Genomic DNA, 16,933 nt, shown 5'->3' on the forward strand with positions numbered 1-16,933 from the left:
ATCTGTCAAATGCACCCGAAACAGCAGCATGGCGCCTTTCCCATGCGCTCATGCCTGCCGTTTCAATATGATAGCGCCCGAAGCGAGCAAGTTGAACTCGTCAAAATTGACTAAGGACAAAAAAACGGTGTGAAGCGACATAAAATACGTCAAACGTCAGCTAGCACTACCTGGTCTCGACCGCGGGCTTTGGCTTTGTACAAAGCGCGGTCGGCCCGTGCGAACAATGTCTGCTTATCTTCGTCCGGTAATAGTGTCGCAATGCCTGCGCTGAGAGTAAGTTGGGCGAGGTTTCCGCCGGGAGCCTCTATCTCGGTGGTGCGTAAGTCTTCAAGTATAGCGTCGCATACTCTTTTAGCGCCTTCGGTGTCGGTGCCCGGTAACAGTAGTGCAAACTCTTCACCACCAAACCGGACGGCAATGTCCCGTGGCCGCTTCACATGGCGGCTTAAAATGCCGGCTATTTGCTGTAGCCATATGTCGCCAAAGCCGTGGCCCCATGTGTCGTTGATGGATTTGAAGTGATCGGCGTCGAGTAGGGCGACGGTTAGCGGTTGCCCGGTTCTGCGCGCCTCAGCACACAGTTCAGCCAGAATGTTGTCCATATGGCGACGGTTAAAAAGCCCGGTAAGGGAGTCGTTGAGGCTAAGAGCGGCGAGTTTTCGGTTGGCTTTCTCCAGCTCTCGCATTGTGGAACGCAACTGGGCAGTGCGCTCGTGCACTTTGTGCTCCAGGTCTGTTCGGGCTTCTTGCTCTACTTTCAGCAGTTTATCGTTCAGAAGACGCCAGCGCTGAACCATGGCGTAGTTAAGCAAAATGACCTGACCACCGATGGCGATTTGCATCAGTGATTCTCGCGCTAAAAAGTCTGCAAGATAACCGAATGCTGCACCAGCATAAGCCAAAGCACCGCCTGCCATGATTGCCCAAGCCAGAACATACCACTTTGCTGGTTGATAACCTTGACGCCAACGGCTTATAGCAATAATTGAAAGAACAAAGATGATGGCCAGCCCGAGAGCGGTGTTGTACAGAATGGTTTCGGTGTATGGGAGTATGAGTGTCAGCCCAGTAAACGCCGCGCAAATCCAGATGATGACTTTCAGGGTTTTGTCAGCACGTGTGCCTTGCTCTACTTCGAGGAATGAGCGGCCAAAGAGAGACATCGCCAAAGCGCAGAGTACCAGCGTGAGGGGAATGGATATGCTCGCAAACTGGGGGCTCTCGGGCCAGAAATACTGATTGGCAAAACCACCCATGGTAAACAGGAAAAGGCCCATGGCGACCATATAAAGTGCGTTATGAAAGTAATAGGCGGTGCGGGAACTGATAAAGAGCAGAAGGTTAAAAGCCGCAAGCACCAGAATGGCGCCGTAAAACAGCCCGTGGGTCACAGATAGGTGGTTGCTTGAGGCAATGAGCTCTCTCGGAGATTCCAGCCTCAAGGGGATGTTCAGCGCGCCACTGCTGTGCACTCGAAGTGTAATCGTGCGGGTTTCACCCCTGTCGAGTTTTATAGGAAAAAGGAAATATCGGTAGTCTATGGCCCTTGAGCCGAATCGGTGCTGGTCGCCAGTGACCAGGACGTCCCTGGAGTTGTTGCTCCACCAGTAGGTGACTTCGTCAAGCAAAGGATAGTTGAGGTTGAGATACCATAGCCCGCGCTCGCTGCCGCTATTTCGAATGTTCAGGCGAATCCAGTACACTGACCGGGTTTGAGTAAATGTCAGGTCGTGTCCGCGAGAGGGGGTCCACTCAAGGTTCTTTGGCAGTTCGTCAGGGCGCCTTGCGGAGTGCGCTGGCTCACCGGGAGAAGCTTGGTAATAGCAAACATAATGCATCAACGAGCTGCGTGCATAAACATCGTTGGCGTCTATCGCTGGGCACTGGGAGGCATGGGCAGCCATATTCGCAATAGCGAATGCCGGAACTAGGCTGCAGAGCAGAAAAACGATAAAGCGCGCTACGAGTGACATCAGCATTTCCCGAGAGCCTTGGCTTGGGGCAGAGCCTTGGAACTCGGAAGTGTAGCGAAAATGCAGAATCAGTGTTGTAAAACAGTTTGAAATTCTGCAAGCCGTCACAGGCTTTGCCCGGACGGATTAAACGCCGCTCTGTGCAAGTACCGTTATAGCTTCATCTTTGTCCATCATTGGCACTAGTTCTGCCATCAGGTTGCGGCGGTCGTCTGAAAGATACCAACGGTTCCAGTCCGCTTCAGAGCGCCAGTTTGCAAGGGTGATCCGGTGGTTGGGATCGTTTTTATCGACCAGTGTTTCCCCGGAAATAAACCCCGGTGCTGCCACAGCACGTTGCAGAACTTTGCGGGAGCGCTCTTCATAGGCAGTTTCAAGTGACTCAGCAATATGGCGTTCGATCAGAACCCGGATCATGCAAACCTCCAGATGTTTTAATGGTATAAACAGTAATTTAGCACGTATTTCTGAAAAATCAGATCATCCAGAAGGAGACATTTTGTGAGTGCTACCGATTTTGATGCCGAACTGGATGCCAGCGGCCTGTTTTGTCCTGAACCAGTGATGATGCTTCACACTGGCATCAATAATGTTGAACCTGGAAAGGTTTTGCGGGTGATAGCAACAGACCCATCAACGACCCGTGATATACCGCGGTTTTGTCAGTTTTTAGGACATGAGCTGATCAGTCATACAGAGCAGGAAGACCAGTTTGTTTACTTCATTCGCCGAGGCGAATAATGCCCGTAACGTCATCCTGCTGTGGTGCTTGAGTGGTCAAATAGAGGGCGTCAGCCCATTGAGGTGATCGAGGAACTGGCTGCGGTTCATTTCACCCAGCACTCTCTGTGGTTTCATTTCACCGCCGCTGCTATCGTAAAACAGTATCGCCGGTGGCCCGAACAGCCCTAGTTCGTCCAGCATGGCCTGTTGAGCAGGTGTGTTGTCCGTCATGTCAATTTGTAGCAGCGTAAAAGGCTTGAGCGAGTTAATGACAGTCCCGTCGCTAAATACGTTGCGCTCCATTACTTTGCATGAAATGCACCAGTCGGCGTAGAAGTCCAGCATTACAGGGCGACCTTCCTGTTGGGCTTGCAGGAGCATCGCTTCAATATCGGCGGGCGCTTCTACCCGGGTAAAGCCCGCGTGGCTAATGTCGTTGCCAGCTGTGTCACCTGGGTTCCCGCTGAAAGGCGCTTTGGCGATGAACGGGTCCAGTGGTGCAAGGGGGTTATTGGCACCGGCAATGGCGCCGGCCAGCAATGCCAGGCCATAAGCGAAAAAGATCAGCCCCAGACCTTTGCGGGTCCGTTCCCAGCCAGCCTTTGCGGCGTCAAAAGCCCCCAGCTGTACGCCGGTTATAGCAATCAGCATTCCCCATAAAGTGAGCCCAACCCACCCTGGAACCAGGCGCTCAATCAGCCAGATCGCGACGGCAATCAGCATCACACCATAGAAGTGTTTGACGGTGGTCATCCAGTGCCCGGTGCTTGGCAGAAGCTTGCGCCCACCAACCGCTACCAGAATGAGTGGGATCCCCATGCCCAGCCCTAGAGCAAAAAGAGCAATGCCACCGATTACTGCATCCTGTGTTGTTGAGATGTAAAGGAGGCTGCCTGCAAGGGGTGCAGACACGCAGGGCGATACAATAAGAGCAGAGAGCGCGCCTATGCCGAAAATGCTGATCACCCGGCCACCTGTGAGGCGCTGGCTGGCATTGTTTAATGAATCGCGGATGGCGCGCGGCAGCTGAATTTCAAACAGATCAAACATCGACAGCGCAAAAACCACGAACATCACCGCAAACACACCGAGCACCCAGGGCGACTGGAGCTGCGCCTGCAGGTTGAAGCTGGCTCCAAGCAATCCTGTAAGCACTCCGGCGCCAGCATAGGTTAGCGCCATGCCCAGCACGTAGCTGCTGGCAAGCAGAATTGCCTGGCCAGTCGTGCGGGTGTTTTGTCCGGACACTAGTGAGGAAATGATCGGAACCATTGGCAGTACGCAAGGGGTAAAGGTTAGCCCAAGCCCGAGCAGCAGAAATACGCCAGCTATAACCAGCGTCGACTGCTCCGAGAGAAAGCCCGCAAGCCCGGTTGCCGAGCTGGTGTCCGTTTTTATCTTTGTAGGCGCAGCTGAGCCCGTGGCCCCTTGTGCTCCGGCAGCGTCACTGCTTTGATAAAAGAGCACTTCGCGGGTCTGCGGTGGATAGCATAATCCTGCTTCTGCACAGCCCTGATAGGTTACCTCGAAGCGGGCTTCCCGGGCATTGTCTGGCAGAGTGACGTGAACCCGGGCTTCAACGGGATCAAAGAAGACAGTGGTCTTCCCGAAAAACTCGTCTTCTGTTTCTGTGCCGGGGCTGGAATATTGAGGGACGCCCGCACTGACACCTTCACTCAGCGATTTAATGCTGACGCGATCCTTGTAGAGATAGTGCCCGGGTGTGATGTCCCAGAGGAGCAGCACTGCGTCACCTTCTATGGAGTGGCTGAAGGGAAGGGCTTCATCTACCGGAAGAAACTGGTTGCTCTGGCCGCCAAACAGGGAGTTACCGCCGCCAAATGCCCAGGACGTATTTGTAGCTGTAAACAGCAGGGCGAATACGAACAGCAAGCTGGTTGGAGAGAGGAGGCGGCGAGCGTTGCCGGAAGTGGTAGATAATACTGTCATGGAGTAAGCAGTTTCCCGGTGAGTGTCATGGCGCACAAGAGAGCTGGCGATACAATAAGGTGCCTGCGCTCCGGTAGTATTTTGCGAGTGAATGGACATAGGGTCCGCAAGAAAGTTCCCTCTGGCATTGGGCGCGTTAAAGTCGCACAATAGCTTCCCAATGAATCACAGCCCAAACGATCTTATCATGTTGTTTAATGACCTGTTCCGGGAGGCATTCTGGACTATTTTGGTCAGAGGCGACAAAGAACCTGAATACCTGCCTGCTGGTGGCACCAGTGAGCTTGCGCAGATTGTTTTTGCTCATGGCTATTATGCCAGTGCTCTGCACGAAATAAGTCACTGGTGCGTCGCAGGTGAGCACCGGCGCACACTTCACGACTATGGTTACTGGTATTGCCCGGACGGCCGGACACCTTCACAGCAGCGGGCATTCGAACAGGTTGAGGTCAAACCACAGGCTATCGAGTGGTTGTTTTCAGTGGCCGCTGGCTCGAATTTTCATATCAGTGTGGATAACCTGTCTGGTGGGGGGGCGTCTGACGAATGCGGTTTCCGTTCCAGGGTGCTTGGCCAGGCCGAAAATTATTTGACGACTGGTCTGCCGCGGCGGGCACAGTCCTTTTTTGATACGTTGAAATCGTTTTATGGAACCGACGATAACTTCAGTACAGCCTGGCGTGATGATGTCCGGCGCGTGGTTCCGCTATATTCTGCAAAAGAACATTATGAGGCAAACTGAGACTCCATGACATCTGATTCAAAGCACACCGGCGATCTGAGATTCAGCGATCTGAATCTGGACAAACGCCTGCTGGACGCCATTGCCGCCATTGGTTTCGAATACTGCACGCCGATTCAGGCGGAAACTCTGCCCTGGACACTGGCGTGCCAGGACTTGATAGGCCAGGCGCAAACAGGAACCGGGAAAACAGCGGCGTTTCTGATTACCGCCATTCAGAGCCTGCTCGAAACGCCAATACCAGAGGGCGATCGCTTTGCATCTGAGCCTCGGGTTCTGGCGCTGGCGCCTACGCGCGAACTGGCCATGCAGATTGCCAAGGATGCAGAAGAGTTGTGCAAACACACGGGCCACAACGTCGTTACCGTAGTGGGTGGTATGCATTATGACAAGCAGCGCGAACAGCTGCACAACGGCATTGTTGATATTCTTGTGGCCACCCCGGGTCGCCTGATTGACTTCCTTGGCTCCCAGGACGTATTCCTTGATCAGCTCGACATCCTCATTCTGGATGAGGCAGACCGAATGCTCGACATGGGATTCATTCCTGATGTAAAGCGCATTATCCGCAAGTGCACTCCTAAAGATGAACGTCAAACACTGCTGTTCAGCGCCACTTTCAATCAGGACGTTCTGAACCTGGCGTCTATGTGGACCAATAATGCCGAGTTTGTGGAGATCGAGCCGGAGCAGAAAACTGCCGAGCGGGTCGAACAGACGGTTTACATGGTTGGCGATGACGAAAAACTGCCGGTGTTGGTGAACTATCTCAAGCGTCCTGAGGTTGAAAAGGCTTTGGTGTTTGCCAATCGACGTGACCAGTGCCGGGACCTCGAAGAGGATTTGCGTAACCAGGGCGTTAAAGTTGCTCTTATGTCTGGAGAGATTGCCCAGGCCAAGCGTCTGAAAACTCTGGAACAGTTCAAGGCCGGAAGCATTCAGGTGCTAGTGGCTACGGATGTTGCCGGGCGCGGCATCCATGTGGATGGCGTTACCCATGTGTTCAATTACAATCTGCCGGACAGCGCTGAAGATTACGTGCATCGCATTGGGCGCACTGGCAGGGCCGGAAAGACAGGTGTGTCGGTCAGTTTTGCAGGAGAGGACGACTCATTTGGTCTTCCGGCCATTGAGAAGTACATCGGTCAAAAGCTCAAAACAACCGTTCCGGAAGAAGAGTTGATGGCTGACATGGATAATCCGCCCATTACCCGCAAGCGTGGCCGCAGGCCGTCGCAAGGACAGGGCGGACGCGGGCCGGGTGGTCGTGGTGGCCCCCGCCCACGCAGAAACTGAGGCGGCATGAGCTTATTATGTTGATCGTCGCAGATGAAAACATTCCGCAGTTGGAGGCGTTTTTCGGTGACATAGGTGAGATTCGGCGTGTCTCTGGCCGAACGATGAGTGCCAACGATGTTCGTGATGCAGACATATTGCTGGTTCGGTCGGTTACTCGAGTTAACCGTGAATTACTCGAAGGCAGTTCTGTTCGCTTTGTCGGAACGGCCACAATTGGAACCGATCACATTGACCTGAGTTGGCTGGAAGAGAATGGCATCCGTTTTTCAGCAGCACCTGGTTGCAACGCTAACAGTGTCGTTGAATATGTGTTGAGTGTTTTGTCTCTGTACGCAGAGCGCAAGGTGCTGAATGATTGGTCGCAACTCACAGTTGGGATTGTTGGCGCCGGCAATGTTGGCAATGAGCTTGCGGAAAAGCTGGATCGCTTGGGCTTCAGTGTGAAGCTTTGCGATCCACCCAGGGCAGAGCGCGAAGGAGACCTTGCCTTCGTGAGCCTGGATGAAGTGCTTGCGTGCGATGTCGTCACCTTCCATACACCATTAACTCGAGACTCTGCTCACCCCACCCTGCATTTGATTGGCAAGCGTGAGCTGGATTCGCTGTCTTCCGAGCAGTTGCTGATCAATACCGGGCGCGGTGAAGTAATTGATGGCGCTGCACTGAATGAGCGCCTGAGCCAGGCTAATGCGCCACTGGTAGCGCTTGACGTTTGGGAGGAAGAGCCTAGGGTTGACCAGGAGCTTGTAGGAAAGACTTGGCTAGCGACCCCTCACATTGCCGGCTACAGTCTTGAGGGTAAAGTTCAGGGCACCGAGATGATCTACCAGGCGGTTAGCCGGTTTCTGGGGCTGCCGGCGCGCAAGCAAGCGGGCCAGTTCCTGCCTGAGCCTGCGCTCAGCAAGGTGTCATTTACAAGTGCAGCCGATGAGCAGGCGGCCATTCGCGTAGCGCTGCGGGCCTGCTACGACCCGAGGCAGGACGATGCGCGCCTGCGCCATATCATGGGGCTTCCAACCAGCGAAGAGCGCGGTGCCGCGTTTGACCGCATGCGGAAGGACTATCCCACACGAAGGGAATGCTCCAGCCTGAAAGTGCAGCTAAAAGGCACCAGTAAATCCCTTCAGGACAGTTTTCGTGCGATTGGGTTCAAGTTGAAAATCTGATTTGCCCCCTATCAGTCCCAACGGCTTTATTTCTCAGTAAAAAGTGTTGCTCGAACGACTTGGCCAATACGCAAGGAGTGACGGCTTTTCAGCACAGTGCGTACAAGATGAATGTGACTGGAGAGGTCTTCTTTTAGAGACGGTGGCAGGGGAGCGCCTGTGAGATTTTCAGGGTCGCCGAACGCCTGCACAAGCGCATCGGGTGCAGGTGCGCTCAAGCGTATGAAGGCTTCTTGGGTAAGAACCGCCTGATCAAGAGCGTCCTGCCGAATAGTATCCACATAGCGAAGAAAACCTTCTTCTGCTAGCCATAATAGCGTGCCAAAGCACGCCATATGGCGTTTGCTATGCAGCCCGAACTCGTCCGGCTGGTCCGCGCCGGCAATATCTTCCACAAACAGGTTTACCCGCCTTGGAAAGGCGTTGTAAAGCTGCACCAAGGCAACAGCTGCGTCTTTGTAGAATTCTTCGATATGGATGTCAGCCATAGATCACTTCTTGCTTGCCTGCCGTTTTACTGTCTGTATTTGCTGAGGAAGTTGCCCAGTCTGGTCATGGCATCCTCCAGCGTGTCTTTCCGGGGCAGGAACACGACCCGGAGATGTTGCTTGTCATCAATATTGAACGCTGAACCCTGGACCAGAAGGATTTTCTCTTGCAGGAGAAGATCCAGAACCAGCTTTTCATCATTTACAACCGGATGTATCTTCGGATCCAGTCGCGGGAACAAGTACAGTGCGCCCTGAGGCTTAACGCAGCTTACACCGGGGATGTCATTGAGCATCCGCCAGGCAGTTTCCCGCTGTTCGTATAGCCTGCCCCCAGGTGCGACCAGATCATTGATTGATTGATAGCCGCCCAGCGCTGTTTGTATCGCTAGCTGCGCAGGTACGTTAGCGCACAGGCGCATGTTGGAAAGCATATCGATGCCTTCAATCAGGTCTTTTGCCAGGTGCTTGGCGCCGCTGATGATCATCCAGCCTGAACGGTAACCGGCAGCCCGATAGTTCTTGGAAAGCCCGTTGTAGGTAAAGAAGAGCACATCATCTGCCAGTGACGCAGTAGAAACGTGTTGCGTACCGTCATAGAGAATCTTGTCGTAGATCTCGTCTGAAAGCACAATCAGGTTGTGCTTGCGGGCAAGCTCAATAACTTGTTCCAGCAGTTCCTGACTATAAACCGCACCTGTAGGGTTATTCGGGTTAATCAGCACGATTGCACGGGTGCGGTTCGTTATCTTTTTGCGGATATCGTCGATGTCCGGGAACCAGTTTTGTTCCTCGTCACAACGGTAGTGCACAGGTTTGCCACTGGAGAGTGTCACGGCAGCTGTCCACAAAGGGTAGTCTGGTGCAGGAATCAGAACTTCATCGCCGGTGTTGAGCATGGCTTGCATGGTCATCACAATCAGCTCGCTGACACCGTTACCCAGAAATATGTCGTCAATATCGACCTTGTCGATGCCTCTTTGCTGGCAGTAGTGCATGACTGCCTTGCGCGCAGAAAACAGGCCTTTTGACTCCACATAACCCTGAGCCTGTTGCATGTTGTAGATCACGTCTTGCTGGATCTCTTCGGGAACATCCAGTTCAAAAGAGGCAGGGTTACCAATATTGAGCTTGAGTACCCGGTGTCCTTCTTCCTCGAGTCTGCGCGCTTCCCGCATAACTACGCCACGTATTTCATAGCACACGTTATCCAGCTTGGCGGATTTGTAGTAGTTCTGCATAAGACCCGGGCTTCCTCAGTCAATAAACGTAAAACAGGCATCTGCCGTAAAGGCAAACCCCTATTCTAGCGGAGGCGAGGCCAACGGCAACAGGGGAATTGTGATGAATTATGGCGGGTTAGCACTATATCGGCTTTATTTCCGCTTCGAGAATCGTTGCATGGGTAGGTTTTTCAAGGTAGTGTCAAATTAAGTTGTGTGCAATATAAATGTCTGATCGTAAAAATGCCTGCATGTGCAGGCGCTCATGATTTTGCCAGGGAGAAATTTGTGTCTACCAGCTCTATATATGACTTCACTGTTCGAGATATCAAAGGTAATGAAAAGGCGATGGCCGATTACCAGGGCCAGGTTCTGCTGATTGTGAATACCGCCAGTAAATGCGGATTAACGCCGCAGTTTGAAGGCTTGCAGACATTGCATAAGGAGCTTGGGGCGCAGGGGCTCGAGGTGCTCGGGTTTCCGTGTAACCAGTTCTTGAATCAGGACCCTGCCGATGACAAGGCTATCAGCGAGTTCTGCAGCCTGAACTACGGTGTGGATTTTCCGATGTTTTCTAAAATTGATGTAAATGGCGACAGCGCACATCCTTTGTTCCAGTTTCTGAAGTCTGAGGCAAAAGGCCTTCTCGGTTCAGAAAAAGTGAAGTGGAACTTTACGAAATTCCTGGTGGGGCGTGATGGTAAGGTTTTGCGCCGTTATCCACCCACCACCAAGCCTGAAGATATCAAAGCTGATATTGAAAAGCTCTTGTAGGCCAGGTTTTGAACGAATTATTAGCACTGGATAACCAGATCTGTTTTAGCCTGTATGCGGCCAACCGGGCAATTACCTCAAGGTATCGCCCATTGCTTGCCGAGCTCGGGCTTACCTATCCCCAATACCTCGTAATGCTAGTGCTCTGGGAGCGGGCCAGTGCTAATCAGCCAACCCGCGTTTCCGATCTTGGTACACGGTTGCGGCTGGATTCGGGCACGCTTACGCCCCTATTGAAACGCTTGGCTCTACGGGGGCTGATTCACAGGGAGCGACGTCAGGATGACGAGCGAGTGGTCACTATATCACTGACAGATGAGGGCGCAGGGTTGAGGGAACAGGCGGCGCAAGTCCCGCAAAAACTGCTATGCGGCCTGGATGTTTCGCCGGAACGGTTGCTTGCCCTGAGGCACGAGCTCAATGCGGTGCTAAAGGCTATTGAGGCTCAGGAGGTTGAGGAGGAGCCCAGCGGGTAATTGCTTCGGCTAACTGCTTACGGTTGTATGGTTTGGTGATGTAATCGTTCATGCCGCTGGCAAAGCAGTCGGCCCTGTCACCCTGCATTACGTTTGCCGTAACAGCAATCACGGGTAAGTTCTGCCAGTCCGGATTTTTTCGGATGCGCCGGGTTGTTTCGTAGCCATCCATTACAGGCATCTGGCAATCCATAAGCACAAGGTCGTACTGCTGTTGTTTCAGGGCTGTTAGCGCCAACTGTCCATTTTCTGCGATGTCGGCACGGTGCCCCATTTTCTTAAGCAGTGTAGAAGCCACCATCTGGTTTACTTCGTTATCTTCAACCAAAAGTACCCGGAGAGCGGGTTGTGGTGCTGCAGTGAGCTTGGCTAAACTGGCCGGTTTGGAAGGCTCGGGGGTGCTGGTCAGGTTGGGATTGCTGTATATCGGCAGCGGTAGAGTGACCGTAAAGCGGGTTCCATGCTGTTCTTTCGAATCGACTGATATTTCACCATGCATGCGCTCTATTAACTGGCGGCAGAGCGTCAGGCCCAGCCCAGTGCCACCATACAGGCGTGTGGTTTGCGTATCGGCTTGGGAGAAGGGTGAAAATATCCGGCGCAGACCTTCTTTGCTCATACCTATGCCGGTATCGGACACCTCGATGGTCATGATACCTGCGGAGTAAGTTGCGTCTATACGCACGCTGCCTGTCTCTGTGAACTTGATTGCGTTGCTAAGCAGGTTGTTCAGAATCTGCCTTACACGCGTTGGGTCACCCAGGAACTGATCCGGAAACTCAGGAGCTGTTTCTGCGATTAACTCAATGCCTTTTTTGCCAGCCTGCTGAGTGTGCAGGGTGGCGCACTCTTCAATCAGGCCGCGCATACTAAAGGGAATGGTTTCGAGGTTGAGTTTACCCGCTTCAACTTTGGAAATATCCAGAATGTCGTTGAGTATGCCAAGCAGGCTTTCGCCTGCCGACAAAGCAATTTCAAGGCTGTGGTGTTTTGAAGGGTCCTGCTCGGCCTCCAGGGCAAGCCCGAGCATCCCGAGCACACCATTCAGCGGTGTGCGTATTTCATGGCTCATGCTGGCCAGGAAGTTTGCTCTTGCCTTGGCCCGACGCATGGCATCTTCTTTGGCTTTTACCAGCGCCCGATTGCCACGCTGTAACGCCTGGTTCTTGTCAGATATTTCCCGTGTGCGGCTTTCAACTTCGTGTTCCAGCTCGCTGGAATAGTTTTTCATGGCACTTTCTGCCTTGCGTAGCTGCGCAAGAGTGGTGTCCATAGTGTTCAAATGTTGGTTGATAATCCCGACCATTGTGCCAATTTCATCTTGCCTGTGACCGGGTGGCACGGGCAGACGGATTTTTTCCGGTGAATCAGCTTTCACTTCGTTGAGAGCATTGATCACGCTGAGCATGGGTCGCGTCAATATGAGGTAGAAGATCAGGAGCAGTGATGCTGACAGTATGAGGCTCTTCAGAAAGCCGCTCAGAAGCGTGTAACTGGCGCGCTCCAGGAACTGCAAGCCGTAGTGGTATGTGTCAATCGTTACAGCAAGCTGACCAAGTGGGAGGTTGTTGAGCTGGGTAACGCGCAGTTGGCGGCTGAATACCTTACTGGGACCAAACAATCGGTCACTGATCCAGCGATAGGGTGAGTCGGAGCTTCTTTTGCTGGCGGCCGCCATGGTGCTGCCATCACTGTCTACGATTCGCGCATCAATGGTGGCAGGGTGCTGAAGGAGGCCGTCGAGAAGCTCCTCGGCCAAGCGCACGTCAATATTGTAAGCAATCTGGGAGGCCGGGTTGTGGCTGATTTCAATCAGCGCCTGTATGTCCTCTTCCATTGACTTGCGAGCAGAGAAGTAATCGAGGGTGATTTGTACAACGTTAAGAATAACCCCTAACACCATCGCAATCAGAACCGTGTCACGGGTGAGGCGATAGGAGAGGCGGTGTTTAAAGCCTTTAGTCATCGTAGTCGGCTTTCTTCTTCCACTCTTCATCGTGAAGAAAGTCGTCCCATTGTTTGTCGAGCTTGGAACCGGACTCTGCAGGGCTCCCGTTGCCACCCTCTGCCATCATGGCTTCCAGTTCCTTTATGCGAATCCGGAAGCTCTTGACCGCTTTCATGGCAAGCGGATTATCCTGTGATTTACCCATTTCTGTGCTGGCCAGATGATAGGCGTGAATGGCTTTGCGTATCTCGTTCTGGCGGATGAGGTCACGCGCCTGAAATACATGCAGATCTGCGTGGGTTTTGTGCACCAGAAAAAGCACATACTTAAGGTTCTTTTTAGCGGTTGCCGCATCGATGCGCCCACTTTTGTGCATGGATTCAATCAGCTTGAACAAATTTTGAAGCAGATCTTTTGCGGCATTCGACTTTTCTACTGAGTCAATTCTGATCTGACTCATCTCATCGCGGTTTTCTCGCACCAGTGTTTTTCGTTGCTCTGTGGATTCGCGCCACTGGTTCACGGGCAGGCTGGATTTAAGTCCTGCCAAGTCATTGCAGATGTCCAACATGCGCTTGAGTAACAAAAGCTTCAGCTCAGATGTCAGATATTGACCGGGAATTTCAGCGAGCAGGCGTTCACATCGCTTGTAGCTGTCCCCCAGTGCTGTGATTTTGCGAGCACGCTCAATGCGGGCTTTTTCGCGCATTTGAGTGGCGACAATTACGATGATCGATATGACAACGATGGCCGCCAGGGCAAGGACAATTGTGATGGTATTCATTTGTTATGTAATGACTCCAGCTTTTGGGCAAGTCATGCCTGCGACAGAAATCTGACTCGATGTACTGAAACATCCGGCAAGTATCAGAAAGATTAGCAGAAATATTGCATCGAAACCGGAATCAAATGTGAAAGTTCGTATTGTATATCAATTCTATGAATTGATTATGTGCTGTATATTAGGCTGGTGAATGGGGCTGAAAGGTTTCGCCCGGTCAATAGTGTTTTGGATCCTCAGGAGGCGTTCATGAATCTTTCCCGTATTGATCTTAATCTTCTGGTTTATCTGGATGTCTTGCTTAGAGAGCGCAATGTAACCAAGGCCGCGAACCATCTGAGTATTACCCAGCCGGCCATGAGCAACAGCTTGCGCCGCTTACGGGATCTTTTTGGTGACCCTTTGCTGGTGCGAACCAGCGAAGGAATGACCGCTACTGAGCGCGCGCAGGAATTACAGCCTTTGGTCCGGAGTATCCTTTCAGACATTGAGCAGGCTGTGCAGGAAAAAACGCCGTTTGCGGCGCTGGAAAGCCAGCGAGTGTTTCGCATCATGGCCAGTGACTATGCAGAATCCTGCCTGATGCCACGGGTGTTGCGTCGAATCCGACAGGAAGCACCTTATGTGACGCTTGATGTTCTCACTCCGAGTGATGTGAGTTTTCTCGATGTTGAGCAGGGTCGTCTGGATATGGCGATTAACCGGTTTGACAAGATTCCTCAGTCGTTTCACCAGAAAACACTTTGGATTGAGTACTTTGCCTGCCTGATGAATGCCCGAAACCCGATTCTGAAAGAGCCTTTCACCCTGGATTCATACTTGGGGGCCAGTCATATATGGGTCAGTAAAACTGGATTTGGTGTCGGTGTCGGAGTAAACCCAAAGGACGTCCAGCGGCTCGGGTGGGTTGATGAAGCCTTGTCGCGTATGGGTAGCAAGCGGCAAATTTCAGTATTCACCCGGCACTATCAGTCGGCCATGCTTCTGGCTGAGCAACACGATTTGATCGCCACGCTGCCATCCCGGGCTGCCTGGCTGCAAAAAGACAACGCCAATCTGGTGGTGAAAATTCCGCCTTTCGAGATACCACCTTTTGAACTGAAGATGGCCTGGAGCCCGTTATTGCAACACAACTCGGATCATCAGTGGCTACGAAGGTTGATTTCAGATGTTGCGGAAGAAGTAGACGAGGAGTTTGCTCCCTTTGGCGCCCGTTTTGAATCGGGAGACGCGCAGCTGACGCCCTCGTCAGATCGGTAGCTCGCGCAGCTCAAGGGAGGTGCGCCCGGCGTTCCACATGCGTTGGAAGTTTTCAGACAGCAACCTGACACGCCCGCTGTCTGCGAAGCTGGCGAACCCTGAAGGTCGGATAAAGTCGTTTCGATAAACCACGCCTTCGCGATCTGAGATAAGGAAAGGCTGGTCATCGTGAGGGTAGTCGCTGTTGATCAACCTGAGATCAATTTTACTAGGCAGTCGCCGCATGAGCTCGACCAGTTGATGCCGGCGCTTTATCAAGGGCTGGTCGTCATGAATCAACAGGCGGATTTCGCTAAGTCTGTGGCGGCGAGCAAGATCCGACACCAGTTCCCGGAACCTGCTGCGATCATATAGATCGTGATCAAGTATGCGGTCATACAGCCACAGTCGTTGGTTCGTCTGCCCTACCATTGAGTCCATAAGGCCTAGCAGGCTGCTTTCACCCTCAAAAAGCCAGGATTGAGCGTCTTTGCCCAGTTGCAGAGGTGTGAGCCTTCCAGAGTTTGCCTGTGCTTCAAGTAGAGCTGGGGCCAGGCAGCGCATATCCAGATGAGGTATGCCGGCATCGTCGTATGGTTCGGAACAGACATGGAAGCCGGCCCGTTCATAAAATGCAATGGCGTGCTGCTGGGCAGATAGCTTTAGCTCCTGGTATTGCCCGGCTGACTCAGCGATCAAGTGTTGAAGCAATGCCTCTCCGATACCTTGACCACGGAATGCTGGCAGTATGGCCATGCGCCCGATATGGCCGGTTTCGTCCATGGTTGAAAACAGCCGGGCCACGCCAACCGGGGTGTTGTCAGGAAGCACCGCAAGATAATGATCTGCAATTTCGTCGGTGTCGTCCCACTCGAGTTCTGGTGGTACGTTCTGCTCGTCAACAAACACCTTTTGGCGAATATCCCGGATATGCCTTGGGGCAAGTTGCCAGCTGTATTTCCGAATCCGAACGGTCATGGCATCACTCGAAATACACAGAGCCCTGATTATAGAGATTTGTCAGCAAGCCGAGGAGGGCAGGGTCGCCAGCGAACTGCTTCAGCCCGGTCATATCAATGCGCGATCCGGCACACAGCAAGGGTGCCAGGGGGCGCGCATCACCCTTGAGTAGAAACTGCTCGCCGTCTGCAAACAGAGCGGTTTCGCCGCTTTCTTCATGGTACGCAAAGCGAGAGCCTTCGTTCCAGCGCAGTTGCTCACCCGCTCGGATAGCCACAGCGATATCTTCATCTGAAGCAGGTTCGTCCGCAGGCACAACCACATCCGTGTTTTTGGGTGCGGTGGCGTATTGGCCAAACCATAGCGCCAGCTGACGTTTGTCATCCAGCTTTTCTCTGAGCACCGTTTGCAAGCGGTCGATGACGTCAGGCGCGATGGTGCCGGGGTTATCCTGAACCTGCAAGTCGGGGTCGTTCATGTGAGCGTCGGCCCCCGGTTGGTTACACAGGAAGTCTGTGAAGCCAGTGAGCAGGTCGTCAACGGTCGGCGCTCGAAAGCCCACTGACAGGGTGATGCAATCGTCTTCGGCTATGCCGTGATGACCTATGCCCGGTGGCAAGTACAGCATGTCGCCAGGCTCAAGTGTTACAGTTTCTTCGCCTTCCCAGCTGCTAAGTATGCGCAGGGGGGTGCCTTCTACCCGGGGCGAGGTCTGATCGCAGCGGCCTCCGAAGGTCCAGCGGCGGTGCCCCTGTGCCTGCAGCAGAAATACATCATACTGATCGTAGTGAGGCCCTACGCTGCCGCCTTTGGGCGCATAGCTGGCCATGATGTCGTCCAGGCGCCAGTTAGGCACAAAACGGAAATGCTCAAGCAGATCTGCGATCTCCGGAACCCAGTGGTCCAGGCCCTGGACCAGCAGTGTCCAATCTTGTGCAGGCAGTTTGCTGAAGTGGTCTTCCTGGAAGGGGCCGTTGTGCAGCTGCCAGGGCTTGCCGTTATCGTTTTCGATAATGATGCGGGATTCTACGCCTTCCTCGCAGGCAAGGCCGGCGAGTTCGTTGGCGTCAACGGGGCATTGAAAGCCGGGAAATGCCTGGCGGATGACCAGAGGCTTTTTCTGCCAGTAGTCCCTCAGAAATTCCGAAGGCGAAAGTCCGCCAAGCATATCCATGGTGTGCTTCCTCA

The 16,933-nt window shown here is 53.1% G+C and carries 16 protein-coding genes; 7 read left to right on the forward strand and 9 right to left on the reverse strand.

What is annotated here, in order from left to right; translation table 11 throughout:
- Positions 1-149 precede the first annotated feature (149 nt).
- Together RG807_RS01345 and RG807_RS01350 are read right to left on the reverse strand one after the other, a co-directional pair.
- Positions 150-1,976 (reverse strand): sensor domain-containing diguanylate cyclase, encoded by a 1,827-nt coding sequence (locus RG807_RS01345; RefSeq protein ID WP_309043241.1) that lies wholly within the window; start codon positions 1,974-1,976, stop codon positions 150-152.
- A 126-nt stretch (positions 1,977-2,102) separates the two neighbouring features.
- Complete coding sequence (locus RG807_RS01350) at positions 2,103-2,393, reverse strand: antibiotic biosynthesis monooxygenase family protein (protein WP_298447655.1); 291 nt, start codon at positions 2,391-2,393, stop codon at positions 2,103-2,105.
- Between the two features lie 84 nt (positions 2,394-2,477).
- Between RG807_RS01350 and tusA the strand changes: the two genes are divergently transcribed.
- Positions 2,478-2,717, forward strand: a complete 240-nt coding sequence (tusA, locus tag RG807_RS01355; protein ID WP_309043242.1) for a sulfurtransferase TusA — start codon at positions 2,478-2,480, stop codon at positions 2,715-2,717.
- Positions 2,718-2,753: 36 nt separating this feature from the next.
- On the opposite strand, the gene dsbD is transcribed toward tusA, so the two are convergent.
- Positions 2,754-4,649: a protein-disulfide reductase DsbD gene (gene dsbD / locus RG807_RS01360; protein ID WP_309043243.1), complete on the reverse strand. Its 1,896-nt coding sequence runs from the start codon at positions 4,647-4,649 to the stop codon at positions 2,754-2,756.
- 160 nt (positions 4,650-4,809) lie between these two features.
- Here dsbD and RG807_RS01365 point away from each other — a divergent pair, with 160 nt between their 5' ends.
- The 3 genes from RG807_RS01365 to pdxB are packed head-to-tail and all read left to right on the forward strand — an operon-like array spanning position 4,810 to position 7,856.
- Positions 4,810-5,391 (forward strand): elongation factor P hydroxylase, encoded by a 582-nt coding sequence (locus tag RG807_RS01365; protein ID WP_309043244.1) that lies wholly within the window; start codon positions 4,810-4,812, stop codon positions 5,389-5,391.
- A gap of 6 nt (positions 5,392-5,397) precedes the next feature.
- Complete coding sequence (locus RG807_RS01370; RefSeq protein WP_309043245.1) at positions 5,398-6,687, forward strand: DEAD/DEAH box helicase; 1,290 nt, start codon at positions 5,398-5,400, stop codon at positions 6,685-6,687.
- 17 nt (positions 6,688-6,704) lie between these two features.
- Positions 6,705-7,856, forward strand: a complete 1,152-nt coding sequence (pdxB, locus tag RG807_RS01375) for a 4-phosphoerythronate dehydrogenase PdxB (protein ID WP_309043246.1) — start codon at positions 6,705-6,707, stop codon at positions 7,854-7,856.
- 26 nt (positions 7,857-7,882) lie between these two features.
- Here pdxB and RG807_RS01380 read toward each other — a convergent pair whose 3' ends face one another.
- Both RG807_RS01380 and RG807_RS01385 read right to left on the reverse strand, forming a co-directional pair.
- Positions 7,883-8,344: a hypothetical protein gene (locus RG807_RS01380; RefSeq protein WP_309043247.1), complete on the reverse strand. Its 462-nt coding sequence runs from the start codon at positions 8,342-8,344 to the stop codon at positions 7,883-7,885.
- A 26-nt stretch (positions 8,345-8,370) separates the two neighbouring features.
- On the reverse strand, positions 8,371-9,585 hold the full coding sequence (locus RG807_RS01385; protein WP_309043248.1) for a pyridoxal phosphate-dependent aminotransferase: 1,215 nt from the start codon (positions 9,583-9,585) through the stop codon (positions 8,371-8,373).
- A 225-nt stretch (positions 9,586-9,810) separates the two neighbouring features.
- Between RG807_RS01385 and RG807_RS01390 the strand changes: the two genes are divergently transcribed.
- On the forward strand, positions 9,811-10,341 hold the full coding sequence (locus RG807_RS01390; RefSeq protein ID WP_353962116.1) for a glutathione peroxidase: 531 nt from the start codon (positions 9,811-9,813) through the stop codon (positions 10,339-10,341).
- Positions 10,342-10,349: 8 nt separating this feature from the next.
- A complete protein-coding gene (locus RG807_RS01395) occupies positions 10,350-10,817 on the forward strand; it encodes a MarR family winged helix-turn-helix transcriptional regulator (protein ID WP_309043250.1) in 468 nt (155 codons plus the stop codon).
- Here RG807_RS01395 and RG807_RS01400 read toward each other — a convergent pair.
- Together RG807_RS01400 and RG807_RS01405 are read right to left on the reverse strand one after the other, a co-directional pair.
- Positions 10,777-12,783 carry an ATP-binding protein gene (locus RG807_RS01400; RefSeq protein ID WP_309043251.1) on the reverse strand — a complete coding sequence of 669 codons (2,007 nt, stop codon included), beginning with the start codon at positions 12,781-12,783 and terminating at the stop codon, positions 10,777-10,779. The two genes, RG807_RS01395 and RG807_RS01400, sit on opposite strands and share 41 nt — an antisense overlap.
- Entirely contained in the window at positions 12,776-13,549 is a 774-nt protein-coding gene (locus tag RG807_RS01405; protein ID WP_309043252.1) for a hypothetical protein, read from the reverse strand. The genes RG807_RS01400 and RG807_RS01405 overlap by 8 nt, the downstream gene beginning before the upstream one ends.
- 246 nt (positions 13,550-13,795) lie before the next feature.
- On the opposite strand from RG807_RS01405, the gene RG807_RS01410 reads away from it, so the two are divergent.
- A complete protein-coding gene (locus RG807_RS01410; RefSeq protein ID WP_309043253.1) occupies positions 13,796-14,806 on the forward strand; it encodes a LysR family transcriptional regulator in 1,011 nt (336 codons plus the stop codon).
- Here RG807_RS01410 and RG807_RS01415 read toward each other — a convergent pair.
- Together RG807_RS01415 and RG807_RS01420 are read right to left on the reverse strand one after the other, a co-directional pair.
- A complete protein-coding gene (locus RG807_RS01415; protein ID WP_309043254.1) occupies positions 14,795-15,763 on the reverse strand; it encodes a GNAT family N-acetyltransferase in 969 nt (322 codons plus the stop codon). The genes RG807_RS01410 and RG807_RS01415 overlap by 12 nt on opposite strands.
- A 4-nt stretch (positions 15,764-15,767) precedes the next feature.
- A complete protein-coding gene (locus RG807_RS01420; protein WP_309043255.1) occupies positions 15,768-16,919 on the reverse strand; it encodes a ribosomal protein uL16 3-hydroxylase in 1,152 nt (383 codons plus the stop codon).
- Positions 16,920-16,933 lie beyond the last annotated feature (14 nt).

This window comes from Marinobacter sediminicola, from assembly GCF_031157525.1.
GTDB classification, from domain to species: Bacteria; Pseudomonadota; Gammaproteobacteria; order Pseudomonadales; family Oleiphilaceae; genus Marinobacter; species Marinobacter sediminicola.